Source organism: Chryseobacterium sp. LAM-KRS1, from assembly GCF_013184525.1.
In the GTDB taxonomy this organism is placed as follows: domain Bacteria; phylum Bacteroidota; class Bacteroidia; order Flavobacteriales; family Weeksellaceae; genus Chryseobacterium; species Chryseobacterium proteolyticum.
In genome coordinates this window covers 345,890-370,413 of sequence record NZ_JAAOIZ010000004.1, presented here as the reverse complement: position 1 = coordinate 370,413, position 24,524 = coordinate 345,890, and the positions used below count along the sequence as shown (strand labels likewise).

Below are 24,524 nucleotides of genomic sequence, written 5' to 3'. Positions count from 1 at the left end.
ATCAAGTATTTATACAGATTGTGTGTTGTCATCATGCCAGTTTCCCTGCACCTTCATTACCTGCTCGATTACGTCACGTACAGCTCCACTTCCACCCTGCTTTGTGGAAATATAATCAGCGATGCCTTTGATTTCGGGAACAGCATTTTCTGGACAGGCTGCGATGGCTGAACTTTCCATAATATGCAGGTCAGGAAGATCATCACCCATTGTCAGGATCTCTTCATTTTTAAGATTGTATTTCTTTTTAAAATCTTCAAAATCAGCCATTTTATCATGTGATTTGGCATAATAATCTTCTATACCCAGATAATTGATGCGATGTTTTACCATTTCATCATTTCCTCCGGTAATGACCCCTATTAAATAATTATTTTTTAAAGCTTTTACTACTGCATAGCCGTCCAGAACATTCATCACTCTGCTCATATTTCCACCCGGCATCAGATACACACTTCCATCGGTAAAAACACCGTCCACGTCAAATACGAATGCTTTAATATCTTTTAATTTCTCTTTATAACCCATACATTTTTTTAATAGAATGATTCATTACTTTATATATTTCAAGGCTTTCATCCTTTAGCAATTGCTCATGAAGTTCCAATACCCTTACATCATTTCTTACAGCCGGACCCGTTTGCGCAAGCCTGGGTTCAATTTCATGAATTTTTTGAACGGTTTCATCAATTAACGGAAGAAAATAGTCGAACGGAATCTCCTGGGAATCCGATATTTCTTTGGCTTTAGAAAAAAGGTGATTCACAAAATTACAGGCGAAAACCGCTGTAAGATGGATATATTTTCTTTTGTCATGGCTACTTTCCATTACATGATCAGATATTTTGGATGCCAGCTCAAAAAGAATCTCTTTATCTTTTTCGGTTTCTGTCTCTATGAAAAAAGGGATTTTCTTGTAGGTGAGATCTTTGGATTTGGAAAATGTCTGTAAAGGATAAAAACTTGCTTTCCTGTACTCCCCTGCTAAAAGCTCCTTAGGAAGCGAGCCTGAAGTATGAGCAACAAGTGAATCTTTTTTAGTGATCATTGCTGAAACATTCTGTACAGAGTTATCACTTACACAGATAATATATAAATCGGCATCTTCGAGCTTTTCCGTGGAATAAGGAATATGTAACTCCGCAGCTATTTTTTCCAAATCCTTTTCATTTCGTCCAAAAATCTGAGCTAACGGAATGTTATTCAGAACAAAGGCTTTTGCCAGATGGTAAGCGACATTTCCGGAACCTATAATTACAATTTGCATATAACAAAGATAATATTTTATGAGTTTTGGACTGAAAATTGAACAAAGTATTTAACTTTTAGATATTTTTGTAATCCAAAACAGTGAAAGCATCTATGAAGATTAAGGACGCGGAAATTATTACGCTGATGCAAAATCCCCGAACTCAGGATAAAGGAGTTCGTGCCTTGATGGATGCTTATCAAAGTAGATTATATTGGCATATACGAAGAATTATTGTAGATGGAGATCTTGCTCAGGATACGTTGCAGGATACTTTTATAAAAGCCTATCAGAATTTTCACCAGTTCAAAAATGATAGCCAGCTGTATACTTGGTTGTACAGGATAGCTACCAACGAAGCATTACAGCAAGTTAATAAAATGAAAAAAATGCAGAAAACTGATGAAGATGCTGAGTATCATATGCAAAATCTTGTAGCGGATAATGCTGAAAAAGATGCCGATGAAATACAGGTTTTATTACAGAATGCTATACAGAGTCTGCCTGAAAAACAGAAACTCGTATTTATGATGCGGTATTATGATGATTTGCCTTACGAAGAGATATCAAAAATTGTTGATATGTCCGTAGGAACCTTAAAAACAAATTATCACTATGCCAAACAAAAGATAGAAGAATATATTAAAGAAAATTACGAGAATAATTTTTGATTAACATAATAAGATGAAAGAGTTCGATATAGAGAAATTAGAACGTAAAAACATTTACAAAGCTCCTGATGATATGTTTAATATGATCCAGGAAAGAGTGATGAATGACGTGAAGGCAAATAAAAAAGCACCCATATTTAAATTAAATTGGATGTATGCGGTTGCCGCGTCATTAGCTTTGATCTTTGGAAGTATTTTTGTTTTCAATTCCGATCAAAATACAATAAAAGATTCTGGTATTTCTGAAGTAAGTTATGCAAAGAATGACCAGGCTCCAAAGAGTGAAAGCGAGCTTGCCTACGAAACTTTGAAATCTGATTTAATTTCTGTGGAAAGCACGGATCAAATAGTTCAAAACAAGAAAAGTGCAGAGATAGACGATTCTCAGGATACTGAAGCAGAAACAGTTTCAAAACCCCAGAACGGAGTCGCTGTTTCAAAGCAGACTGAAACTAAAATGAACGAATATCTGGATTCATTTTCTAATTCTGAGATTGCAGAATTAGCCAAGAATTCAACAGAAGACGTTTATTTAGATTTATATAATTAAAAGAAGAGATGAAAAAGATATTATTTACCCTTTTTATTATTTACGGCTTTTGTTTACATGCTCAAAGGACGGATTATGACTGGAAAAAGATGGACCCTAAACAAAGAAAGGAGATCATCAATAACCTTTCTCCGGAAGAGAGAAAAGATCTTTTGAAAAAATTCAGAGATAATATGATGCTGGACAATCTGAATGTAGATGAGAAAGATAAAGCAGAATTTACGGCAATTTATAATGAATACATAGATAATCAGAAACAGATAAAAAGCCAGTTTAACCCTGATTTTGATCCTGATAAAATGTCTGATGAAGAAGCCAAAGTCAAGCTACAGCAAAGCTTTGAGCTGGGACAAAAATTACTGGATAATAGAAAAAAATATGCTGAGAAAATGCAGCGGGTAGTTCCCTGTCAGAAAGTACTGAAATTGTTCCAATCGGAGTGGAGGATGAGAGATAAGATGAATGACAGAAAGCCCCACGATCATAACAATTCGGGAACGCCGAAACAAAACCCATAATAGTTTATTTTTTTAATGTTGGACGACTCTTACGAATCTTTTTGTAAGAGTCGTTTGATTTTATGTTTGAAATGATATTTTGTGGGAGGCATTGTAAGAACAATTATCGTTACGGGAGACTACATTTTTTCAAAATAAGATTTAAAATAATATAGAGATTAATAACTTTTATGAATGTTTTTTGTTTGGTGTAGTTGGTTTAAAACTAATCTTTACTTTTGCAAAAAATATAAAAAAGATGAAGAAATTACTTCAGACTGCAAGCCTTTTTATTGCAATCACCGTATTATCTCAGGGAAAAGAATACATCAAATTCAAAGGGAGTATTCCAAATTACGGAAAAGAAACTTATAAGACTTTAACGGTTATTGATCAAAGAGAAGACAAAAAAATAGGAATTCTTCCTTTTGGAAATCAAAAAGAAGAGAAGGAAGTTGTTTTCCTTACAAGCCCGGGAAATGATTTAGGAAACTGGTATAAAAAAGGAAATGATGAGGGAGGAAGTGCAGACCTGGTTCTGATTTTAAAAAGGCTTAAATTAAGTGTTGGAGAAACAATTGGAAAAAATACTAGTGGGAGCATTGATTTTTCAGCCCAGACATTTTCAAAGGAAGGGGATCAATATCGTTTCCTATATAAAAAAGATACTGTAGTTACATTCAATAATAAGGAAATTGCAGAACTTTTAGTTAAGAATGTTCCTAATGTTTTTTTTGATTTATTCATGAGAACATACAGAAAGAGACCTGTTGGAAATGCAGTATCTATCAACGAGCTTTCTGATTATGAATCATTTGTCAGGAACAATTATGCAATATATAAGAGCGATCAGTTAAAGGATGGGATTTATTTGGATCACGTTTCATTCTTTAACCAGACTCCCGAGCCCGGAAATTATCTACTTGAAAGGAATGAAAAAGGGGAGGTGACTAAAGCACTCAAAGAGGAAAATGGTAAAAAGAATAAGATCCCTGCCTACAAAATGTTTGCTTACGTGGAAAACGGAAAGGCTTATAAAAAGGGATTATCAGGCTTTCTGGATTTAAATAGAAATGAAAAAGGATTTTATGTGGTAAGCAACAGAGGATATCTTTTTCCTGCAGCTTCTAATAATACATTAGGAATGTTTGGTTTAATTGGAGGTGTTGCTGATGCAATTCAACAGGGAGCAGAACAAAAGAAAATGAAAAAAGGGGATAAGTTTGAAATCTATATTGATCTTTTAACGGGAGAATACGATTTTCCTTCGGAATTATAAATTAATTTCACTGATTAAAATTAACAGCAATGAATTGTCTTGCTTTTTTTTATCTTTGCAAATTACAAGGTTCTTAAATGAAAAACATACGAAATTTTTGCATAATCGCTCATATTGACCACGGTAAAAGTACTTTGGCGGATCGTTTATTGGAATATACCAATACAGTTACCCAGAGGGAATTACAGTCTCAGACGCTGGATGATATGGATTTGGAGAAAGAACGTGGGATTACGATTAAATCTCACGCGATCCAGATGGATTATGAATATAAAGGGGAAAAATATATTTTAAATCTGATCGATACCCCGGGACACGTGGATTTCTCTTATGAGGTTTCCAGATCAATTGCTGCCTGCGAAGGAGCGCTTCTTATTGTAGATGCTGCTCAAAGCATTCAGGCACAGACTATTAGTAATCTTTATCTTGCATTGGAGAATGATCTGACGATCATTCCTATTCTTAATAAAATCGATTTACCTTCAGCCAATCCTGAAGAAGTGACTGATGAAATCATGAATTTAATTGGTTGTGAATATGAAGATGTATTAAGGGTTTCCGGGAAAACCGGTGAAGGGGTTCACCATCTGCTTGAGCAGATTGTGGAAAGAATTCCTGCTCCTGTAGGAGATCCTGATGCACCACTTCAGGCTTTGATCTTCGATTCCGTATACAATCCTTTCCGTGGTATAGAAGCCTATTTTAAAGTAGTAAATGGAAGTATTTCTAAAAATGAAAAAATAAAATTTTTTGCCACTGGAAAAGAATATGGAGCTGACGAAGTAGGGACTTTAAAGCTGAAGCAGGTTCCTAAAAAGACAATTGGATGTGGAGATGTAGGATATTTGGTTTCTGGAATTAAAGATGCCAGAGAAGTTAAAGTAGGAGATACCATCACTTCTTTCGATAAACCCGCAAGTGGGCCGATTGAAGGATTTGAGGAAGTTAAACCGATGGTATTTGCAGGGATTTATCCTATTGATTCTGAGGATTTTGAGGAGCTTAGATTTTCATTAGAGAAATTAAGGCTTAACGACGCTTCTTTAGTTTTTGAACCGGAAAGTTCTGCTGCTCTGGGCTTTGGGTTCCGATGTGGTTTCTTAGGAATGCTGCATATGGAAATTGTTCAGGAGCGATTGGACAGGGAATTCAATATGAACGTTATCACTACGGTACCGAACGTTTCTTATTTCGGATATACTAAAAAAGAACCGGATGTTCCTATTTTGATTAATAACCCGTCTGAAATGATGGATCCATCTACAATGGATAGAGTGGAAGAACCGTTTATTAAAGCTTCTATTATTACCAAATCTGATTTTGTAGGATCGGTAATGACTTTATGTATTGAGAAAAGAGGAGAGATCGTTAACCAAAGTTATTTAACTTCTGAAAGAGTAGAGCTGATATTCAATATGCCTCTGGCAGAAGTTGTATTCGATTTCTACGATAGACTGAAATCCATTTCTAAAGGATATGCATCATTTGATTATCATCCGATCGGATTCAGAGCTTCCAAACTTGTAAAAATGGATATCCTGATCAATGGCGATATGGTAGATGCCCTTTCTTCATTGATTCACGATAGTAATGCCTATCATATCGGTAAAAAGATGTGTGAAAAGCTTCGTGAACTGATCCCTAGACAGCAGTTTGATATTGCGGTTCAGGCTGCATTGGGAACGAAGGTTATCGCGAGGGAAACCATTAAAGCTCTAAGAAAAGATGTTACAGCGAAGTGTTACGGGGGAGATATTTCCAGAAAACGTAAGCTTTTGGAAAAACAGAAGGAAGGTAAGAAAAAGATGAAACAGATTGGTAGGGTAGAAGTACCGCAATCTGCATTTATGGCCGTATTAAAGCTAAACGATTAATATAAAAAAGACCGATATCATATCGGTCTTTTTATTTTTATAGATTTCTCTGCTTATCAATCAGGTTTCTCTGCACTACCAGCGCTCCTAATCCCAGAATAATTTCAACGATACCAAGCATGGTTATCAGTTTAGTACCGCATACAATACATTCAGGCTCAGGAAATGGTTTTTTGCCTATTACAATAATAATAACTCCGCCAATAACGACGATAATTACAATAAGTACTCTTAATAAATTTTTTGCATTCATGATAATGTTAGTTTGTTTTATGCCTACTTTTAAAGGTTTTCGGCCTGGACCTTTTTACTATATCAAATTTCTATAATAAAATAAGGTGTAGAATCAGGTAAATCACTGAAAATGAGGTGTGTTTTTTACTGTTGTTAATGTTTGCTGATAAGTATGATCATAAATATATGTTTTCAACTCCACAACAGGGACTTGGAGCGGGCAGGTCTACAACGTTAATTATTTAAACAATAATTTCAGCGTTCCGGTAACCAGTGCATCAGAAACCAATTAGCATAAAAAACCGCTTCAGAGGAAGCGGTTTTTTTATTTTCTATTTTTTACGGGTGAATTTTATTTCCATTGTTTTCATTTCCTTACCGGTTTTGGAGCCGGGACCATACATTTCCATGATTTGAGTGTTATCATCCACGAATGTAAAAACTTCCCTGACATCGCATTCTTTTCCAGGCCTTGCAATGTCAGGCATTTTACCTTTAAATTCAATTGATTTCTTTGATGCGTTCCAATCTCCTGTAGTATACATTATTCCTGTTCCCATATTGTCCATCCATGTACTTACAAATTTTTTAGTCGCATTATCGTATCCAACAATACTCCTTCCTTCAAAAGGCATTCCCCACATATTACCGGTGTGTACGCTCTCCTGATAGCGTCCGCCAAAGATCATTTTATTGGTACACTCAGATGTACTTTTGATAGGTTTTCCTCCTTCTTCCATCCACATAGTCGTTTCTCCGGTCCACTTCCCATCTGATTTAGCAAGCATTTTGTGCATCTCTCCGGGAGTAGCATATTCAGTCCATGCCTTTACAGCGGTAGCAGAATCTACAGGTTTCCATGCTGCAGAATCAGATCCTGTGGATTCCTTACCCATATTGGGTTTTCCTTTTTCGCAAGCTGTCAATAGAAAAGCTGCGATTACAATGAACATTAGATTTTTCATAAATGTTTAGTTTTAAGTTGGTTATAATTTTAAATTAAAGGTAAGAAATTTTATTTTGTTGGTTTTTGCCTTTTTAACGGTGGAGTTTTTAATTCAAAACATTAACTTTGTGTATTCACAACGCAAACTATATTATGCAGAATATTAAAGTAGCAGTAGATGCAGTTATATTTGGATACTTTGATAAGAAGGATCTTCAGGTTCTTTTGATAAAAAGAAAAATTGATCCTTTCAAAGGAGGATGGGCATTACCGGGCGGATTGGTTCTTGATGATGAAAATCTTGATGATGCTGTAAAAAGGGAACTGTATGAAGAGGCTGGCATAAAGCCCGATTTTCTGGAACAACTTTATACTTTTGGTAATGTGGGTAGGGATCCCAGGAACAGAGTCGTTTCTATAGCTTATTTAGGCTTGGTAAACCCTTCTTACTATGAACTATTTGCAGATTCCGATGCGGAAGACGCACAATGGTTCAGTGTTAATCAGCTTCCAAAGCTTGCTTTTGATCATAAAGGAATACTGGATATTGCGTTAAAAAGACTTCGTACGAAAATTCAATACCAGCCGATTGGTTTCAATCTTCTTAATGAGGAATTTCCGTTTTCTGATCTGGAAAACCTCTATAAAACAATCATTGGCCAGGAGATAGACCGCAGAAATTTCCGTAAAAAGATCATGAGCTATGGTCTTCTCAATGAAACCAACAACCTTAAAAAAGAAGGGAGCGGAAGACCGGGAAAACTATTTACTTTTAATCAGGAGAAATATAAGGAACTTGAGGAGCAGGGATTTTATTTTGAAATCAAATAGGAGTATAAACCACATATAATACATATATTTCTTAGTAAATACATAATAACAAATGATCATCATATCAAATGAAAAACGGGCTTTAGCCCGTTTTTTTATAAAACTATTCGATGGACTATTTAAAATGAAAATATACAGTAATAAATTAATTTAATTGAAAATCAATGCTTTAAATAGGTTAGTGTAAAATTAACGCAAATAAATTTGGAGGGAAATAAAGTATTCTCTTACATTTGTGTAATAATAACGCAATCATGAAATATAATCTGCAAAATATCATCCAAAAGTTTCAAAATAAAGAGGAGTTGGAATTCTTATTTTTCTGGGGTCATACAGCCAAAGATCAGATCACGAAGGCGTGTTTCAGTCAGTGGTATCCGGCTGAATTTGAAGAAGGAGGAGTTATTTATAAAACGGCAGAGCATTATATGATGGCAGAAAAAGCAAGGCTATTTAATGATGAGAATATCGAAGCTCTTATCATTGAAGCACAGGACCCAAAGGAGGCAAAGGGATTAGGAAGAAAGATTAAAAACTTTGATCATCATATCTGGGATGAGCATAAATATGAAATTGTAAAGAGAGGAAACTTTTTTAAATTTTCGCAAAACGCAGAGCTTAAAAAATTTCTGTTATCAACGGGTGATAAGCTTATTATTGAAGCAAGTCCTTATGATAAGATCTGGGGAATAGGAATGCTGGAATCAGATCCTGAAGCAAAAAATCCGCTTCATTGGAGAGGAGAGAATCTTTTAGGGTTCGCTTTAATGGAGGTCCGGGATGATCTAAAAGAATGATATGGTCCGGTACAGGGATTTATTATCCGTTAAGGCATTAAGGTAAGATAGTAATCAGCAGTGAAAATATGCATTCGGGAAGGATGTTATGTTCATCAATGAAGAATAGATTCTTTTAAACAAGATAAACTTATGTCCTGTTTAATTAGCGTAAAAACAACACAAATATTAACTCTTAAAAACGTAAAGCTATGTTTGGTTTCAGACACATCAAATTCGATTCAATGACTTACGTTCTTCATTTTAAAAATGGGAAAACCGTAAGAGAAGGAAGAGGGCTATCATTCTTTTATTTTGCTCCAAACAGTTCTATTGTAGCAATTCCGATGGGAAGTAATGATCTGCCGTTTATTTTTAATGAAAATACGTTTGATTATCAGACGGTAAAAATCCAGGGACAGATCAGCTATAAGATTATTGATCCAAAAGCTTTATCCAATACATTGGATTTTACGGTTAACGAATCAGGAGTATATAAGAAAAATGATATTGAGAAGCTTAACCAAAGAATCATTAACCTGGCACAGACTTCTACTTCATCATTTATCCATGAAATGAGTTTAAAAGATGCCATCCGCTCCGCTAAGAAGATTGAGGAACATATTTTAGTGGGACTTAAGGCTTCAGAAACTATCCAAACGATGGGCATTGAAATATTGGGAGCCAGTATTCTGGCGGTTCAAACCACTCCGGAAATGGCCAGGGCATTAGAAACGGAAACCAGGGAGAAACTCCAGCAGCAGGCAGATGAAGCCATTTATGAGAGAAGAAACTTTGCCGTGGAGCAGGAAAGAAAGATCAAAGAATCTGAGCTGAATACAGAGATAGCAGTTGAGGAAAAACAAAAACAGATCGAAGAAAAAAGAATGGAAACAGAGATCCAGCAGGAGGAAAATAACAAGATCCTTAGAGAAATGAAGATTGCTGCTGATATTTCCGTTGAAAATCAAAGAAAACAGCTGATAGAGCAAAAGACAGAAAATGACAGAAAAGAAGCTGAAACCCAGGGCTATGTGTTGGAAACCTCATTGAAACCATATAAAGAAATGGATTGGAGGGTTCTAAGTGCTTTGAGTGGAAACCAGGATGCAAGATCCAATATTGCACTGGCTTTTAGAGAGCTTGCTGAAAATGCAGGGAAAATAGGAAACTTAAATGTAAGCCCGGACTTATTGGAAAATCTCTTAAAATAGCATTAAGCGATGAAAGGAATGAAAAGTATTTAAAATAAGCAATTGAAGTAAAGCCATGAAACCAGAATACGCAATTATTATTAAGAACAAAACGAGATTGGAAGCTTTGATTGAACGGTTCAATACAAAAGCACAGGCCCGGTTTTATATCGAAAGTTCTGGGGGTGATTTTCAGGAATATGTTATTGAACATGAAAAGTTCTATCAGTCATTTCTTGAAGTCCAGACAAAACTTTCCAAAGTAATTAAAAATAAAGTGGTAGAACGAGAATTTATACCCTCCTTTATTTTCTCTGAAAAGAATTTAATTGTGGTGGTTGGGCAGGATGGACTGGTAGCGAATGTAGCAAAATACTCTAAAAATATACCTATCGTAGCAATTAATCCTGACCAGGAAAGGTATGACGGAGTACTGCTTCCTTTTAATACAAAGAATTTTCTGGATGGCATTCATTCTGTTATAAACGAAAATTTTAGTTCAAAGAGAATGAAGTTTGCTGAAGCCGTATTGAATGACGGGCAAAAGCTCCTGGCTGTAAATGATCTTTTCATCGGTGTTTCTTCCCATAGCTCAGCAAGGTATAAGGTGGTTATGAACGGAAAAGAAGAGATGCATTCTTCCAGTGGAATTATTGTTTCTACAAAGACAGGAAGTACCGGATGGCTAAGCTCGATCTTTAATATGGCCTATGGAATTTTAGGATCTAAAGAACTGGAATATCCGGAACTCAATGAAGATGATCTATACTTTACGGTGAGAGAACCTTTCAAAAGTAAAGCAACACAAACGGAAATTTGCAGTGGGCGCATAAAAAGAGGAAATAGGCTCGTTATAGAATCATTAATGCCAAATAATGGCTTTATATTTAGTGATGGAATTGAACAGGATTTTTTGCAGTTCAATAGTGGTGCAACCGTAGAAATTAAGCTGTCTGATGAAGAGGCGGTTTTGGTGATATAACAAAATAAAGCATGAAAGGGATACAGTATTTAAAAGGAGACGCAACGGACCCTCAAAAAGATGGGAATAAAATTATTGCACATATCTGTAATGATATAGGTGGTTGGGGAAAAGGTTTTGTATTAGCTATCTCCAAAAAGTGGAAGTATCCTGAAAAGGAATATAGAAATTGGTTTAAATCTGACATAAATTTCAATCTTGGAGAGATCCAATTGGTTAAAGTTGAATCAGAAATATGGATCGCTAATATGATAGGTCAACATAAAGTTATTACTAATTCTCAGGGTACGATATAAAGCTGTAGAACAATGTTTAGAGAAGCTATCTATTGAGGCTTTGAGGTTAAAGGCAAGTATCCATATACCTAGGATAGGTTGTGGCCTGGCCGGTGGAAAATGGGAGGAAATCGAACCAATCATTGGAAGGACATTGGTGAAGTATAAGATTGAAATATATGTTTATGATTTTGAATAAGCATTAAGAATAAAAAGAACAATGGAAACAATAACACTTTACAGACCTGTAGGAGAAAAGGAAATGATATTAATTATTAAAAGTGATTATAAAAAATTTCCACCAAGACTGGAATGGCAACCTATTTTCTATCCGGTATTGAATGAAGATTACGCTTCAGAAATTGCTGAGAAATGGAACACAAAGGATGAAGCTGGGAATTATCTTGGATTTGTAACGAAATTTGAAGTTCTCCGGAATGAGGTTGATAAATACCCAGCTGAGAATGTAGGTGCTAAAAACCATAATGAATTGTGGGTACCAGCAGAAAATTTAGATGAATTTAATCAGGCTATAATTGGTGAAATTAAAGTAGTAAAAGTATTTATTGGAGTTGATTATGTCACCTCTGAGTATAAAGAAATAACCAACCTGATATTAGATATAAACAACAACAATGACAAATAAAGGAATGGCTAAAAACACATTGGAAATTTTAGCTAATAAATATTATATAAATACGGAGGGAAAGAAGATAGAATTAAGTAATGAAATTGAAATTTGTAAAAAAGAAACAGTATTATTTACTTCAGATGAATTATCAATATTGTCCGAAACTATAAAAGAAAAAAACATTTTTGAAACACAAATTGAAACATGGAATTGTAGTTCTTTAAAAGCGATTTTGCAGTTAGCGATAGAAGAAGATGAGGAAAAGCTAATGTGTCTCAATTTTGCATCTGCTAAAAACCCCGGCGGAGGATTCATTAGTGGAGCCGAAGCACAGGAAGAAAGCTTGGCAAGAACTTCAGCGCTTTATATCAGTCAACTTGAAGCTGAAAACTTTTACAAAACTCATCGTGGAATGAAATCTTGTTTTTATACGGATAATATGATTTACAGCCCATATGTCCCAGTTTTTAGAAAAGATAAAGGAGAACTGTTAGAAAAGCCTATACTGTGCAATTTTATAACCTCTGCAGCTGTAAATGCAGGAGTTGTAAAAAGACAAGAACCAGAAAAGGCAGATCAAATTATAAATGCAATGGATGTAAGAATGGATAAGATGTTTGCTTTAGCACTTAATAAAGGAAATGAAACCTTGATTTTGGGGGCTTGGGGCTGCGGTGTTTTTAGGAATAATCCTAATGATATTGCTCAATTATTCAGAAAATACTTAGAAGGAAAATATAAGAATAGATTTAAAAGAATCATTTTTGCTGTTCTTACCAAGAATGAAGAGATGTTAAATTTATTCCAAAATTTAATAACCAAAAAACAATGAAAAAACTAACCATATTAAGCGGTGCAGGAATTAGTGCCGAAAGCGGAATAAAGACATTCAGAGACGGAGATGGTCTCTGGGAAAATCATAATGTAATAGATGTGGCTAGCCCTGAGGGCTGGAAGAGGGACAGAGCATTGGTTTTGGAGTTTTACAATCAGAGACGCCGCCAGCTTCACGAAGTAGAACCTAATGATGCCCACCGGCTGTTAGCAGAGCTTGAGAAGTATTTCGATGTACAAATCATTACTCAGAATATAGATGATCTTCATGAAAGGGCAGGATCAACCAACATCCTCCACATCCATGGAGAATTGTTTAAGTCATGTTCGAGTCATAACAAAGACCTGATCTATGAGCAAAAAGATGATATTAACGAGGGTGATAAAGCTGAAGACGGATCTCAGTTAAGACCATTTATCGTTTGGTTTGGAGAAGATGTGCCTTTATACAATGTAGCAAGAGAAAAGGTAAAAGAAGCAGATATTTTAATTGTTATCGGAACTTCTTTGCAGGTATATCCGGCAGCAGGTCTGATCCATGAAATTAAAGATGATTGTCTTTTGATCGTTATCAATCCCAATGAAACGGAGTTCGGATATGGTAAAAGAGCTGTAGTGATGAAAGAAAGTGCAACAAGAGGAATGAAATTATTGTTTGATAAGCTTGTAAATATGGCATAATGGAGAATGTGGTAAAATCTGGAATTTTCGGCGTTTGTGTTGGAGATGCGTTAGGGGTTCCTGTTGAATTTAAGAAAAGAGAAGATTTAAGGAAATCACCGGTTACCGGAATGAAAGCGTTCGGAACACATAATCAACCAGCAGGAACTTGGAGTGATGATAGCTCGTTAACGCTTTGTCTTGCAGAAGTGCTTGTGAAAGGATATAATTTAGAAAAAATAGGCCAAGGTTTTGTCAGATGGTATGAACATGGACATTGGACTCCACATGGAAGAGTTTTCGATGTAGGGATTGCAACAAGACAAGCAATTCATAAGATAGGTAGAGGGAACGTTCTTCAACTATGCGGAGGCAGCGGTGAAAAAGATAATGGAAACGGCTCCTTAATGAGGATTTTACCCCTATTGTTTTATATAAAAGGTTTTTCTTTGGAGCAGAGGTTTGAAATTATAAAAGAAGTTTCTTCCATTACCCATGCACATATTCGTTCAGTAATTTCATGTTTTATTTACTTAGAGTTTTTATTGGAAATATTACACAGAAAAAATAAACTGGAGGCCTATCAAAATATGTGTATTGTAGTAAATCAATTCTTAGATAATAATCCAATTTGCTCTCAGGCTGAAATGAATCTGTTTGAAAGAATTTTAAATAATAATATTTCGAAATGTGCAGAGGATGAAATTAAAAGCGGAGGATATGTTCTACACAGTTTAGAAGCTTCTTTATGGTGTTTTATGAATTCAGGAAGTTATTCTGAAGCGGTATTGAAAGCGGTTAACTTAGGTGAAGATACCGATACTACAGGGGCTATAACAGGAGGAATTGCTGGAATTTATTATGGTTTTGAAAATATTCCTGAAGACTGGATTTCACAATTGGTAAGGAAGGAAGATATTGAAAAACTATGTGAAAAGCTGGAGACAAAATATTTTAGTAAGTAATAGAGCAATGAATATTATAAGTGAATATTTTAAAGTATAATTGAAACAACAGGAATTCAAGTAAGATCTGATCCTGAAGAATATTATTGCTAAATAAAAAACATAATCATGAACGAAATAGAAAATAAAAGAATAAGTAAATTTTTAAGCCTGATTCTCCGTCATCAGCCAGAAACAATTCATCTGCATTTAGATGAAAATGGTTGGGCGGATGTGGAAGAATTGATTACAAAATCGGCCCGCAAAAGAGTACATTTTACGATGGAGGAATTAGATGAGGTCGTAGAAACAAATAACAAAAAAAGGTTTGCTTTTAACGAAGATAAAACGAAAATACGAGCTAACCAGGGACACTCTATTGATATAGATCTGGCATTGATTCCTCAGCAGCCTCCGGAATATCTCTACCATGGAACTGCAGAAAGTAATATCAGCTCCATTATGGAAAAAGGGATTGAAAAAAGAAGCAGGCAGCATGTTCATCTGAGTGCAGATAAAGATACTGCTACAAAAGTGGGAATGCGTCACGGAAAACCTGTAATTTTGACCATCCGGACAGGCAAAATGTCTGAAGAAGGAATTCAGTTCTATCTTTCAGATAATGGAGTCTGGCTGACGGATTTTGTTGACGCGAAATATATTTCAAAGTAAAAATGAAGAGAAAGTTAGTAATAGGGGATATTCATGGAGGTTTTAAAGCGCTGATCCAGGTTCTTGACCGGGCTCAGCTAAAAAGTGATGATCAATTAATCTTTCTTGGAGATTATGTAGACGGCTGGAGTGAATCTTCCCATATTATTGCCTTTCTGATTGAACTTTCAAAAAAGCAGGATTGTATTTTTATTAAAGGAAACCATGATGCCTGGTGTGAAGACTGGCTTTCTTTCGGGGAAACTCCTGAAGTATGGCTCAATAATGGGGGGAGAAAGACTATCGAAAGTTATGATGCCTATTCCGAAATAGAATTACAGCAACATTTGGAGTTTTTTCAGCATATGAAAAACTATGATGTAGATGATCAGAACCGTTTATTTATTCATGCCGGATATTCTTCAATGCACGGCCCGGAAAGAGAGGTCTATTCCAGCAATTACCGGTGGGATCGGACGCTTTGGGAAACGGCTGTTTGTATGGATAAAAAGCTAAGCAAGAACTCTGAATTATATCCTAAAAGGCTGCTTTTGTATAACGAGATATTTATTGGACATACCCCTACTATTGATCTGGGAAGCAAAGAACCTTTAAACAAAGCCAATGTCTGGAATCTGGATACCGGGGCTGCTTATACAGGATCATTGTCCATTATGGATGCAGACACCAAAGAGTTCTGGCAGAGTGATCCTCTTCCTGCTATATATCCTGATGAGACAGGAAGGAATGGGTAGCTGCTAATCGATAAATCAATGAAAATCAGAGATATTCTTACTTCTTAAAAAGAACCCCCCGGTCTTTATGATTAACCAAAAGATTCATCAATAATTTCAGTAATTTTATAATCTGAAATTTTATCTTCATGAAACTTAAATTTGTTCTATTATTATTTAGTTCTTCATTGTTTTTTTCACAGCAATCTTTTCAGACGCCTTTTGAAAAAGGAAATGGCAACCAGACCGTTACCTATGATGAGATGAATAACTATTACCAGGAGCTGGCTAAAAAATTTAATACAATTCAATACCTTAAAAAAGGAGAAGATGATAACGGAAAGCCCATCTATCTGGTTATTTATAATCCGTTTCCGGAAAAAGATATTGAAAAGCTGAGAAAAGAAAAAGCGATCCTTTTTGTTAATAATGGAATCCATCCGGGAGAACCGGACGGAATTGATGCAACCATGATGCTCATTCGGGATCTTGCCACAAAAAAAATAAAGACTCCACAGAATTTTATTATAGCAGCTATTTCGGCATATAACGTAAGCGGAATGCTGAACAGAGGGGCTTATTCCAGAGCGAATCAAAATGGTCCGGAACAATACGGATTCAGGGGAAACGCCAGGAACTATGATCTGAATAGGGATTTTATTAAAGCCGATTCTAAAAATGCCAGAAGTTTCCAGGAAATATACCAGTGGCTGAAGCCGGATGTCTTTATCGATAACCATGTAAGCAACGGGGCAGATTACCAATATACGTTTACCTATATTTCAACTTTTAAAGAACGCCTGGGAAATGTACTGGGAAATTATTTTTACAATGATTATCAGGCAAAGAACCTGCAGGATTTAAAAAAACTAGGATATGAGAGCACTCCTTATGTGAATATTCATGGGGATGTCCCTGAAATCGGATTTGCTGCCTTTGAGGATTCACCACGATACTCAACGGGATATACTTCTTTATTCAACTCATTGGGCACAGTTCCGGAAACACATATGCTCAAACCTTACGACAAAAGGGTTGATGCAACGTATAAGTATATGCTTGTTAACCTTCAGAATCTGGATAAAGAGTATAAAAAGATCAAAGACTATCGTATTGAAAACTTAAAGCAATATCAGCCAGGAAAACAATATGGTATCCGCTGGAAGATCGATTCTACAAAATTTTCCACGATGGATTTTAAAGGATATGAAGGAAAATATAAACCCAGTGAAGTATCCGGAAAACCAAGATTGTATTACGACAGGACAAGTCCTTTTACAAAAAATATAAAATTGTTTACGACAGCTGTTCCTACGGGTTACATTACAATTCCAAAATATTATGTCATTCCGCAGTCTCAGTACAGGGTTATTGAAGAATTCAAAAGAAATAAAATAGAAATGAAACCGATTCAAAAGGACAGTGCAATAGCGGTGGAGTCCTATAAGATCAATGATTTTAAAACGGTTAAAAATCCATACGAAGGACATTATCTTCATTATGAAACAACGGTTGATAAATCCGATAAAAAAGTGAATTTCCTGGCAGGTGATTATATAGTTTCTACACAGCAGCCGGGAGTTAAATACATTATTGAAACCCTTGAGCCGGAAGCATTGGATTCCTTCTTTAACTGGAATTTCTTTGATGGTATTCTGGCACAAAAGGAATATTTTTCAGCATATATCTTTGAAGATACCGCGGCTGAACTATTAAAAAAAGATCCTAAACTGAAAAAGGAGTTTGACGATAAAAAATCATCAGATAAAAAATTTGCAGATGATGGTGCTGCTCAGCTAGACTGGGTTTATAAACATTCTCCTTATTTTGAAGAACAGACATTCAAGCAATATCCTGTGTATAGGATTTTGTAAAAAGTAAAGGCGTTTCATCTGAAACGCCTTTTTTTATTTTGGTAAGCCTCTTTTTAAAGCATAATTGGCTCGTTCAACAGCTTTTTTCTCTTTCCAGTCCATATACCTTTTTTTGAAATTGGACTTCATGATATCATCAAATTTACGCTGTACCGTAAGATTCCATAAAGAGTGTGCCTTTACTGCCCAGGATTTATCCCAAGCCCTTAAGGAAATAGAGAAACTTCCGTCCAGATACTTCATCCAGTGCCACCATCCTGTAGGCATAAACAAGGTGTCTCCATGTTCAAGGAAGCATTCAATACCTTCCACTCCGTCAAGCGCCGGGAATTTAGTGAAATCAGGATTCTCAATATCGTAATCTTCCAGAGCATACGTAGCATAAGGAATCTGATAAAGTCTTTCTTTCCATTTGTAATCAAAGAGCATGATATGTTTTCTGCCATTGAAGTGCGTATGGAAGATATGCGCCATATCGATATCAAAATGAAGGAAAGTAACCGATCCTTTTCCTCCAAAGAACATATTCGGATATTTATCAAGGAACCCTCCCATTAATTCTTTGGGAGAAATATAATCTTCAAGAAGTTTTGGAGCAAATTTAATCGGATCAAAAAGGAAGATTCTAAGATCTGTAGGCTCTTTCTGAATCAAATCGATATAATCTCCAAATTTCATTTTGGCTGCAGATGCATTGATGGGAGCAGACGGGTCAGCCTTTGAGCTGTCATATAAGGGGACTTCTACATCACCTACCGTTTCCTTCATATAATCCATTGTCCATTTTTGATATGCAGGCCATTTTTTTGCCATGTTTTTGATGACAACGGGCCTTCTCGGCTTTAGATATTTTTCGTAGAAATCTTCTTTACTGATATCGTCTACAACATCTATAGGCTTTAAAATAATTCCCATTCTGTAAATTTTATGTTACAAAATTATTAAATTAAATAAATATAATATTGTGTTTAAGTTTTTTTTAATCTATGATTCAAATCACTATCATAAATATTTAGACCAGATAAAAATAATAAAAAGAAGTGTAATGCAATAGTATTTTATTTATCATGCCTAATAGCTAAAGGACTTCACAAAATTTAGAATTCAATACAAATAGTCTTAGTATCCAACAAAAAATTATGGGTTCCGATTGGATCAAAACCTATGATTAAGAATTTTGTAAAATAAGAATATTTACTTAGGCAGGCCTCTGCGTAAGGCTATTTCCGCTCTTTTTATGGCTATTTTTTCCTTCCAGTCCATATATTTCTTCTTGAAATTGACCTTCATGATATCATCGAATTTACGTTGTACCGTAAGATTCCAGATAGAGTGGGCCTTTACAGCCCAGGATTTATCCCAAGCCCTTAAGGAAAGAGAGAAACTTCCGTCCAGATATTTCATCCAGTGCCACCAGCCTGTAGGCATAAACAAGGTATCCCCATGTTCCAGAAAGCATTCAATACCTTCGATCCCATTCAGTGCGGGAAATTTGGTAAAATCAGGATTTGAAATGTCATAATCCTCCAATGCATAAGTGGTATAAGGGATCTTATATAATCTTTCTTTCCATTTATTTTCAAAAAGAATAACGTGCTTTCTCCCGTTGAAGTGGGTATGAAAAATATGGGGAAGGTCTATATCGTAATGCAGAAAAGTAACGGACCCTGTTCCTCCGAAAAACATGGAAGGATATTTATCCAGGAAGCCGCCCATTAAATCTTTTGGAGAAATATAATCGTCCAGCAGCTTATTGGCATATTTAATAGGATCAAAGAAAAAAATACGAAGATCGGTAGGTTCTCTTTGGATCAGGTCTATATAATCGCCAAACTTCATTTTTGTAGTAGGGGTATTGATCGGTGCTGAGGGATCAGCTTTGGAACTGTCATATAATGGAACTTCTACGTCTCCTACTGTCTCTTTGATGTGGTCCATTGTCCATTTTTGATATGCAGGCCATTTTTTTGCCATATTTTTGATGACAACAGGCCTTCTCGGCCTTAGGTATTTTTCGTAGAATTCTTCCTTAGTAATGTCATCTACAATGTCAATAGGCTTTAAGACAATTCCCATTTTATAAATTTTATGTTACAAAACTATTAAATAAATATTGATATTAAGTAAATTAAGATTTATTTAACCTATGGCTTTAATCATTTATTTTATTTAGTCAAAATAAAATGAAGCAAAACTTATATCCCTAAAATACACAAACAAAAAAAACCAAAAAAAATTATCACTAAAAACATAGTGAAAAACAATGTTTTAACTTATTTGCCTGAAATGCATCTCTATAGATGTGTAACAAAAAACACCGAATAATAACTAATTAAGCAAATAACTAGAATTATGAAAAAGAATATTACTTTATTTCTGATGATTTTTCTTTCTGTGCTTACTTATGCACAAAAGACGATTACAGGAAAAATCACAGATGAAGATGGTGTTCCTATTCCAAGCGCAAGTGTAACGGTGGAAGAACCGGGTAAAGATGCGATATTAGCTTATGGAATTACCAATTCAAAAGGGGAATATAAAGTAACTTTTACTACAGCAGAGTCTAATGTTGATTTGAAAGTAAAGGCATTTAACCAAAAACCATTAACTAAACAGATAAGCAACAGTGATCAGACGCTAAGTTTTAAAATGCAGTCTGAGGCTACCGAGATCAAGGAAGTTCAACTGAAAACCAAGATGATTACGGCGAGAGGGGATACCATTGCGTATGATCTTAAAGCTTTTGACAGTAAGAGTGACAGGACGCTGGCTGATGTGATGAAAAAGATTCCTGGTATTGAGGTTAATACGGACGGAACGATACTTTATCAGGGGAATGCGATCAATAAATTCTACGTTAATGGGAAAGACCTGATGGAAGGAGGATACGGAACGATTAATAATTCTTTACCAAAGGATGCTGTACAGAAAGTTGAAGTACTTGAAAATCACCAGCCTGTAAAAATCCTTCAGGATAAAGTACCTTCCGACCAGGCGGCAATCAATATTAAATTAAAGAATTCCGTTACCATGACTGGTAGAGGAGAAGTAGGAACAGGATTTGGAGAACCTTGGCTCTGGAATGTGAAACTGACCCCTATGTTCTTTGGACAGAAAAGCCAATGGGTAGTTAATTATAAAACCAATAATATGGGAGAGCAGGTTGAAAATGAAGGAAATATATTGGCTTTTGGAAACAGGTTCGAAGGAAAGAGGATTAATGCCTCACAAAATGACTGGCTCAATGTAGAAAATGCAGACACTCCCAGCCTTCCGGTAAAAAGATACTTATTAAATAATGTCCACTATTTATCCGCTAATTATTTAACCAATATCGATAAAAAGAAAGAATGGGAACTTAAGGCCAATGCCAACTATACAAATAATGCAGTAGAAAGAGAGGCTTATAACAGGAAAGATTATTTCGATGGAAGCTCCAATACAACTAATATTCTTAATAATTTTTATACGGATAAAGCTAAAGGAGAATTGATTTTTACAAAGAATGCAAAAAAAGGATTCTTCAAGAATACAACAAGCTTTTCTCAATACTGGAATGCAGACAGAGGACTGGTAGACAGAACCGACCTTACTTCCGGAAAACAAAGAAATGCAGGGGAAAGCCTTGAATCTCCTACGACATCATTTCAAAACTCCTTAAGTACGATTATACCATGGAAGGAAAAAATGGTGAACCTTTTATCCTATGTAAGCTATCAGACAGACAGGCAAACATTGGAAGTTTCTCCAACATCATATCTGGATATCCCTGGATTTAAAGTGTTACCGAATTCTGATTTTGTTACCCAAAACCTAAGGCTTAAAACTTTTGAGGCAAATCATTCTGCAAATATTGGATTTTCTAAAAAGGGATGGACCTTTACTCCTGAAGTAGGATTTAATTTCAAAACAACGGATCTGGTTTCAGACCTGTATAACATTGAAACAATTCCATCCACGAATCCGAATGATCTACCGACACTTCCTACCGCATACAGCAATGACCTTCGGTATTCCACAGCAACTCCTTACGGAAGTTTAGGGGTTAATTATAAGAATGATTCCTGGATGCTTTATGCCAACTTCCCGGTCAATTCTAATAATATTAAAGCGGAGGACCCGTTCAGAAATGTTTCTAAAACGGTTAATAAAGTTACATTTGAGCCAAGTGTTTTTGCTCAATATACATTTGCTTCATTCTGGAAAGCGTCGGTAAACGCGAATATCAATAATAATTTTGGAGAAATTAATACAGCATATTCAGGATTCTTGATGACTTCTCCAAGTGGAATTAATGCAATGGATCCAAAAAACCCGATTCCTCAGAACAACAATAAATCAGCAGGAACAAGAATTGAATACAGAAACCCGCTGAATAATTTATTCTTTAATGTAAACTACAGGTATTCCGATGCGAAAAGAAACCTGATTTCCAATCCTACAATCAATGGTGCGGGATATACAATAATGAATTACAAAGAACAGGATAATCATGTATTGAATAATGGATACAGTGCAGAAGTTGGAAAGTATTTTCCAAAGTTTAAAACCAATGCCTCCCTTAGCTATAGTAACAACACTGTGAAATCAGACCTGTTTTTAAATAATGATTCCTATACCAACAAGAATAACAGCCAGTCGTACGGAATTAAATTCAATAATACTTATTTCAGCTGGATGAGTATTGATTATAACGCAAGTATTTCCCGAACAAAACAGACCAGTGTTGGAAAGGTTAGCTCTAACGCTACCAGAACAGGCTTCACCCATAATCTTGGACTTTTCTTCTATCCTATAGAAAACCATACAGTCGGGTTCAATTGGGATCAGGTGAACACAAATGCAGCTGAACAGAAGTACCATAACGGATTCTACGATGTGTCCTATCAGTTTACCTGGGCTAAAAAGAAAATAGATTTCGAACTGAAGTGGATGAATATTGCGAATAAAAAGGTATTCGAAACCTATGATATTAATACGACCAATATTACCTATACGAGATATCAGCTTCGTCCAAGTCAGGTAATGTTTACCGTGAAATTTAACTTCAAATAATAAACTACATAAACAGAAAAAGCCAATCCCAAGGGATTGGCTTTTTCATTTAAACTATATTTTAAAAGCTTTGTACGTCTGCAGACGGACCGTAACTTCCCGGCAAAGGAATATCATTGAGCCTGTAGTATACTCCCAGCTGAGCTCTATGGTGGGTAATTTGATTTAAACTGTGGCGGATTGATGCATACTTGGTCCATTTTGCCAATTCATGCCCGTTATGTTTTAAAGCCCAGGTAGAATTCAGGTCATCTTCTTTTGCATTTTCCAATGCGTCGATACCCGATTTATAGTTCTCATCCAGTTTTTTTAATAAATCTTCTTTCGTAGCAGACGTGGTTGGATGTTGTGCGGTTCCAAAATCCAGTTCAGATGTTTTCAGCATGGTGTTGGGCCACTCAAAAACATCAGCAAGATGGTTGGCAAGCGATTTCATTTTCATGCTTTTTTCGTGAGGAGCATACTCATTTTTGTCATCGGGATAGAGGTCAAAAAATTTTCTGGTGGTTTGATACTCACTATCAAGTTCGGATTTTAATTGAGCTAATGTGTCCATATTAATTTTGTTTTTAGGTATTTAAAGTTAAAACTTTTATAGCTATCAAGATTTTGACGACATAATAATCTTAAAAATGAATATGAAAAAAGAAGATGCCACTGAAAATAATTTTTTATATAGCTATTAACCTGGCGGAGCCATATTTCCGGGGCTTACCATAAAGAACTTATAAATAAAGAGAAAAAAGTTGTAACATTTTTGATACAATAGCAACTAATAAGTAAACATTATTACAATGAAAAAGTTGCTTTCAGTATTCTTAATTGCTCTCTTTGCTTTTGTCAATGCTCAGGAGTCTAAAGAAACTGCAAACCGTTTCTTTTACGAACTTACTTTTAAACCTAAAAAAGATTCTACTAAAATAGATAAGGTTATTACGATATTGGATATTACAGATAAAAACAGATCGATTTATCAGGATTATACCATTATCGCACAGGATTCGATCCTGAAGGTGGAAATAGAAGCAATGCAGAAGGCAGGTGTGATGAAAGACCTTTCAAAAACAATCAGACAGCCTAAAATTTCTGCCAGGGTTTATAAATTTTATCCAAGCATGAAAGTGCAGTATGTTGATAAAATTGCCAGTGGATTTACTCCAAGTAATATAGGATATAACGAGGAGCCGAAATTCAACTGGAATATTCTTACCGACAAACAAAAAATAGGAGCTTATAATACACAAAAAGCAACCACAGAATTCGGAGGAAGAAAATGGACGGCATGGTTCAGTACGGATCTGCCTTTCCCTGACGGTCCTTACAAGTTTTCTGGTCTTCCGGGTCTAATTGTCAAGATAGAGGACGATGCAAAAGATTATTCGTGGGTGCTTCAGGGAAATAAGAAGGTGAAAGATTACACAGAATATTCATACGTAGAAAACCTGATGCAGGCGAAAGGAGGAAAGGTAAACGAACTGACCAGAGAAAAATTCGAAAAAACGTATAACGATTTCAAAAAAGATCCTTTTGCTACTCTGAGACCGATGATGACACAGGACATGCTTTCCAAGACCATACCGGGAATGGATGGAACTGTAGGTGATATGTTGAAGAAACAGGAAAAACAATACAAAGATTTCTTTAATGCCAATGATAACCCGATTGAGAAGGTTGAAATAACTGACAAAAAGAAAAAATAGACATTCAATTAGCTAAATTATATTTTATCAAATGAACCCAAATGTTTTTACAGCATTTGGGTTTATTTTTTTTAAGACTAAGGT

The 24,524-nt window shown here is 35.5% G+C and carries 26 protein-coding genes; 19 read left to right on the top strand and 7 right to left on the bottom strand.

All coding sequences use genetic code 11. The features are described 5' to 3' along the window. Nucleotides 1–9 precede the first annotated feature (9 nt). Nucleotides 10–528 carry a KdsC family phosphatase gene (locus tag G9C87_RS12730; RefSeq protein WP_172281674.1) on the bottom strand — a complete coding sequence of 173 codons (519 nt, stop codon included), beginning with the start codon at nt 526–528 and terminating at the stop codon, nt 10–12. Continuing rightward, the gene (locus tag G9C87_RS12725) at nt 518–1,267 is read right to left on the bottom strand and encodes a Rossmann-like and DUF2520 domain-containing protein (protein ID WP_172281672.1); all 750 of its coding nucleotides are present in this window, start codon (nt 1,265–1,267) and stop codon (nt 518–520) included. Before G9C87_RS12725 ends, G9C87_RS12730 begins: the two co-directional genes overlap by 11 nt. A 95-nt stretch (nt 1,268–1,362) precedes the next feature. On the opposite strand from G9C87_RS12725, the gene G9C87_RS12720 reads away from it, so the two are divergent. From G9C87_RS12720 to lepA, 5 genes are all read left to right on the top strand, one after another. Beyond that, nucleotides 1,363–1,920, top strand: a complete 558-nt coding sequence (locus tag G9C87_RS12720) for an RNA polymerase sigma factor (RefSeq protein WP_172281670.1) — start codon at nt 1,363–1,365, stop codon at nt 1,918–1,920. A 13-nt stretch (nt 1,921–1,933) separates the two neighbouring features. Beyond that, the gene (locus G9C87_RS12715) at nt 1,934–2,470 is read left to right on the top strand and encodes a hypothetical protein (RefSeq protein WP_172281668.1); all 537 of its coding nucleotides are present in this window, start codon (nt 1,934–1,936) and stop codon (nt 2,468–2,470) included. An 8-nt stretch (nt 2,471–2,478) separates the two neighbouring features. Further along, entirely contained in the window at nt 2,479–2,988 is a 510-nt protein-coding gene (locus G9C87_RS12710) for a hypothetical protein (protein WP_172281666.1), read from the top strand. 238 nt (nt 2,989–3,226) lie between these two features. Then, nucleotides 3,227–4,246 carry a hypothetical protein gene (locus G9C87_RS12705; protein ID WP_172281664.1) on the top strand — a complete coding sequence of 340 codons (1,020 nt, stop codon included), beginning with the start codon at nt 3,227–3,229 and terminating at the stop codon, nt 4,244–4,246. A gap of 77 nt (nt 4,247–4,323) precedes the next feature. Further along, complete coding sequence (gene lepA / locus G9C87_RS12700) at nt 4,324–6,120, top strand: translation elongation factor 4 (RefSeq protein WP_172281662.1); 1,797 nt, start codon at nt 4,324–4,326, stop codon at nt 6,118–6,120. A 37-nt stretch (nt 6,121–6,157) separates the two neighbouring features. Here the strand turns inward: lepA and G9C87_RS12695 are convergent, their stop codons facing one another. Both G9C87_RS12695 and G9C87_RS12690 read right to left on the bottom strand, forming a co-directional pair. After that, nucleotides 6,158–6,373 carry a hypothetical protein gene (locus G9C87_RS12695; RefSeq protein WP_172281660.1) on the bottom strand — a complete coding sequence of 72 codons (216 nt, stop codon included), beginning with the start codon at nt 6,371–6,373 and terminating at the stop codon, nt 6,158–6,160. A gap of 313 nt (nt 6,374–6,686) precedes the next feature. Further along, nucleotides 6,687–7,319 carry a DUF1579 domain-containing protein gene (locus tag G9C87_RS12690; RefSeq protein WP_172281658.1) on the bottom strand — a complete coding sequence of 211 codons (633 nt, stop codon included), beginning with the start codon at nt 7,317–7,319 and terminating at the stop codon, nt 6,687–6,689. Nucleotides 7,320–7,453: 134 nt separating this feature from the next. Here G9C87_RS12690 and G9C87_RS12685 point away from each other — a divergent pair, with 134 nt between their 5' ends. From G9C87_RS12685 to G9C87_RS12630, 12 genes are all read left to right on the top strand, one after another. After that, complete coding sequence (locus G9C87_RS12685; protein ID WP_172281656.1) at nt 7,454–8,131, top strand: NUDIX hydrolase; 678 nt, start codon at nt 7,454–7,456, stop codon at nt 8,129–8,131. Between the two features lie 254 nt (nt 8,132–8,385). After that, on the top strand, nt 8,386–8,928 hold the full coding sequence (locus tag G9C87_RS12680; protein ID WP_172281652.1) for an NADAR family protein: 543 nt from the start codon (nt 8,386–8,388) through the stop codon (nt 8,926–8,928). 191 nt (nt 8,929–9,119) lie between these two features. Then, nucleotides 9,120–10,121 carry an SPFH domain-containing protein gene (locus G9C87_RS12675; RefSeq protein ID WP_172281650.1) on the top strand — a complete coding sequence of 334 codons (1,002 nt, stop codon included), beginning with the start codon at nt 9,120–9,122 and terminating at the stop codon, nt 10,119–10,121. A 55-nt stretch (nt 10,122–10,176) separates the two neighbouring features. Continuing rightward, the gene (locus G9C87_RS12670) at nt 10,177–11,082 is read left to right on the top strand and encodes an NAD(+)/NADH kinase (protein WP_172281648.1); all 906 of its coding nucleotides are present in this window, start codon (nt 10,177–10,179) and stop codon (nt 11,080–11,082) included. 11 nt (nt 11,083–11,093) lie between these two features. Next, nucleotides 11,094–11,378 (top strand): hypothetical protein, encoded by a 285-nt coding sequence (locus G9C87_RS20950; protein ID WP_317168553.1) that lies wholly within the window; start codon nt 11,094–11,096, stop codon nt 11,376–11,378. A gap of 199 nt (nt 11,379–11,577) precedes the next feature. Beyond that, the gene (locus tag G9C87_RS12660; RefSeq protein ID WP_172281646.1) at nt 11,578–12,003 is read left to right on the top strand and encodes an ADP-ribosylation/crystallin J1; all 426 of its coding nucleotides are present in this window, start codon (nt 11,578–11,580) and stop codon (nt 12,001–12,003) included. Continuing rightward, nucleotides 11,993–12,820 carry a TIGR02452 family protein gene (locus tag G9C87_RS12655; RefSeq protein WP_172281644.1) on the top strand — a complete coding sequence of 276 codons (828 nt, stop codon included), beginning with the start codon at nt 11,993–11,995 and terminating at the stop codon, nt 12,818–12,820. The genes G9C87_RS12660 and G9C87_RS12655 overlap by 11 nt, the downstream gene beginning before the upstream one ends. Next, nucleotides 12,817–13,503, top strand: a complete 687-nt coding sequence (locus G9C87_RS12650; protein ID WP_172281642.1) for an SIR2 family NAD-dependent protein deacylase — start codon at nt 12,817–12,819, stop codon at nt 13,501–13,503. The genes G9C87_RS12655 and G9C87_RS12650 overlap by 4 nt, the downstream gene beginning before the upstream one ends. Next, complete coding sequence (locus tag G9C87_RS12645; protein ID WP_172281640.1) at nt 13,503–14,447, top strand: ADP-ribosylglycohydrolase family protein; 945 nt, start codon at nt 13,503–13,505, stop codon at nt 14,445–14,447. Before G9C87_RS12650 ends, G9C87_RS12645 begins: the two co-directional genes overlap by 1 nt. 108 nt (nt 14,448–14,555) lie before the next feature. Then, nucleotides 14,556–15,098 (top strand): RNA 2'-phosphotransferase, encoded by a 543-nt coding sequence (locus G9C87_RS12640; protein WP_172281638.1) that lies wholly within the window; start codon nt 14,556–14,558, stop codon nt 15,096–15,098. A gap of 2 nt (nt 15,099–15,100) precedes the next feature. Continuing rightward, nucleotides 15,101–15,832: a metallophosphoesterase family protein gene (locus G9C87_RS12635; RefSeq protein WP_172281636.1), complete on the top strand. Its 732-nt coding sequence runs from the start codon at nt 15,101–15,103 to the stop codon at nt 15,830–15,832. A gap of 128 nt (nt 15,833–15,960) precedes the next feature. Further along, the gene (locus G9C87_RS12630; RefSeq protein WP_172281634.1) at nt 15,961–17,685 is read left to right on the top strand and encodes a hypothetical protein; all 1,725 of its coding nucleotides are present in this window, start codon (nt 15,961–15,963) and stop codon (nt 17,683–17,685) included. A 33-nt stretch (nt 17,686–17,718) separates the two neighbouring features. Here G9C87_RS12630 and G9C87_RS12625 read toward each other — a convergent pair whose 3' ends face one another. Beyond that, nucleotides 17,719–18,600: a cupin-like domain-containing protein gene (locus tag G9C87_RS12625; RefSeq protein WP_172281632.1), complete on the bottom strand. Its 882-nt coding sequence runs from the start codon at nt 18,598–18,600 to the stop codon at nt 17,719–17,721. A 279-nt stretch (nt 18,601–18,879) separates the two neighbouring features. Continuing rightward, the gene (locus tag G9C87_RS12620) at nt 18,880–19,761 is read right to left on the bottom strand and encodes a cupin-like domain-containing protein (RefSeq protein ID WP_172281630.1); all 882 of its coding nucleotides are present in this window, start codon (nt 19,759–19,761) and stop codon (nt 18,880–18,882) included. Between the two features lie 276 nt (nt 19,762–20,037). On the opposite strand from G9C87_RS12620, the gene G9C87_RS12615 reads away from it, so the two are divergent. Continuing rightward, nucleotides 20,038–22,740, top strand: a complete 2,703-nt coding sequence (locus G9C87_RS12615) for a carboxypeptidase-like regulatory domain-containing protein (RefSeq protein ID WP_172281628.1) — start codon at nt 20,038–20,040, stop codon at nt 22,738–22,740. Nucleotides 22,741–22,801: 61 nt separating this feature from the next. Here the strand turns inward: G9C87_RS12615 and G9C87_RS12610 are convergent, their stop codons facing one another. After that, complete coding sequence (locus tag G9C87_RS12610) at nt 22,802–23,296, bottom strand: DinB family protein (protein WP_172281626.1); 495 nt, start codon at nt 23,294–23,296, stop codon at nt 22,802–22,804. Between the two features lie 238 nt (nt 23,297–23,534). Here G9C87_RS12610 and G9C87_RS12605 point away from each other — a divergent pair, with 238 nt between their 5' ends. Continuing rightward, complete coding sequence (locus G9C87_RS12605; RefSeq protein WP_172281624.1) at nt 23,535–24,440, top strand: GLPGLI family protein; 906 nt, start codon at nt 23,535–23,537, stop codon at nt 24,438–24,440. Nucleotides 24,441–24,524 lie beyond the last annotated feature (84 nt).

Coding starts and splice junctions, on each gene's coding strand:
- G9C87_RS12670 (WP_172281648.1), top strand. CDS start 10,177: ATGAAACCAGAATACGCAATTATTATTAAGAACAAAACGAGATTGGAA.
- G9C87_RS12680 (WP_172281652.1), top strand. CDS start 8,386: ATGAAATATAATCTGCAAAATATCATCCAAAAGTTTCAAAATAAAGAG.
- G9C87_RS12640 (WP_172281638.1), top strand. CDS start 14,556: ATGAACGAAATAGAAAATAAAAGAATAAGTAAATTTTTAAGCCTGATT.
- G9C87_RS12635 (WP_172281636.1), top strand. CDS start 15,101: ATGAAGAGAAAGTTAGTAATAGGGGATATTCATGGAGGTTTTAAAGCG.
- G9C87_RS12720 (WP_172281670.1), top strand. CDS start 1,363: ATGAAGATTAAGGACGCGGAAATTATTACGCTGATGCAAAATCCCCGA.
- G9C87_RS12625 (WP_172281632.1), bottom strand. CDS start 18,600: ATGGGAATTATTTTAAAGCCTATAGATGTTGTAGACGATATCAGTAAA.
- G9C87_RS12730 (WP_172281674.1), bottom strand. CDS start 528: ATGGGTTATAAAGAGAAATTAAAAGATATTAAAGCATTCGTATTTGAC.
- G9C87_RS12615 (WP_172281628.1), top strand. CDS start 20,038: ATGAAAAAGAATATTACTTTATTTCTGATGATTTTTCTTTCTGTGCTT.
- G9C87_RS12650 (WP_172281642.1), top strand. CDS start 12,817: ATGAAAAAACTAACCATATTAAGCGGTGCAGGAATTAGTGCCGAAAGC.
- G9C87_RS12610 (WP_172281626.1), bottom strand. CDS start 23,296: ATGGACACATTAGCTCAATTAAAATCCGAACTTGATAGTGAGTATCAA.
- G9C87_RS12675 (WP_172281650.1), top strand. CDS start 9,120: ATGTTTGGTTTCAGACACATCAAATTCGATTCAATGACTTACGTTCTT.
- G9C87_RS12715 (WP_172281668.1), top strand. CDS start 1,934: ATGAAAGAGTTCGATATAGAGAAATTAGAACGTAAAAACATTTACAAA.
- G9C87_RS20950 (WP_317168553.1), top strand. CDS start 11,094: ATGAAAGGGATACAGTATTTAAAAGGAGACGCAACGGACCCTCAAAAA.
- G9C87_RS12605 (WP_172281624.1), top strand. CDS start 23,535: ATGAAAAAGTTGCTTTCAGTATTCTTAATTGCTCTCTTTGCTTTTGTC.
- G9C87_RS12705 (WP_172281664.1), top strand. CDS start 3,227: ATGAAGAAATTACTTCAGACTGCAAGCCTTTTTATTGCAATCACCGTA.
- G9C87_RS12660 (WP_172281646.1), top strand. CDS start 11,578: ATGGAAACAATAACACTTTACAGACCTGTAGGAGAAAAGGAAATGATA.
- G9C87_RS12630 (WP_172281634.1), top strand. CDS start 15,961: ATGAAACTTAAATTTGTTCTATTATTATTTAGTTCTTCATTGTTTTTT.
- lepA (WP_172281662.1), top strand. CDS start 4,324: ATGAAAAACATACGAAATTTTTGCATAATCGCTCATATTGACCACGGT.
- G9C87_RS12685 (WP_172281656.1), top strand. CDS start 7,454: ATGCAGAATATTAAAGTAGCAGTAGATGCAGTTATATTTGGATACTTT.
- G9C87_RS12620 (WP_172281630.1), bottom strand. CDS start 19,761: ATGGGAATTGTCTTAAAGCCTATTGACATTGTAGATGACATTACTAAG.
- G9C87_RS12710 (WP_172281666.1), top strand. CDS start 2,479: ATGAAAAAGATATTATTTACCCTTTTTATTATTTACGGCTTTTGTTTA.
- G9C87_RS12725 (WP_172281672.1), bottom strand. CDS start 1,267: ATGCAAATTGTAATTATAGGTTCCGGAAATGTCGCTTACCATCTGGCA.
- G9C87_RS12655 (WP_172281644.1), top strand. CDS start 11,993: ATGACAAATAAAGGAATGGCTAAAAACACATTGGAAATTTTAGCTAAT.
- G9C87_RS12690 (WP_172281658.1), bottom strand. CDS start 7,319: ATGAAAAATCTAATGTTCATTGTAATCGCAGCTTTTCTATTGACAGCT.
- G9C87_RS12695 (WP_172281660.1), bottom strand. CDS start 6,373: ATGAATGCAAAAAATTTATTAAGAGTACTTATTGTAATTATCGTCGTT.
- G9C87_RS12645 (WP_172281640.1), top strand. CDS start 13,503: ATGGAGAATGTGGTAAAATCTGGAATTTTCGGCGTTTGTGTTGGAGAT.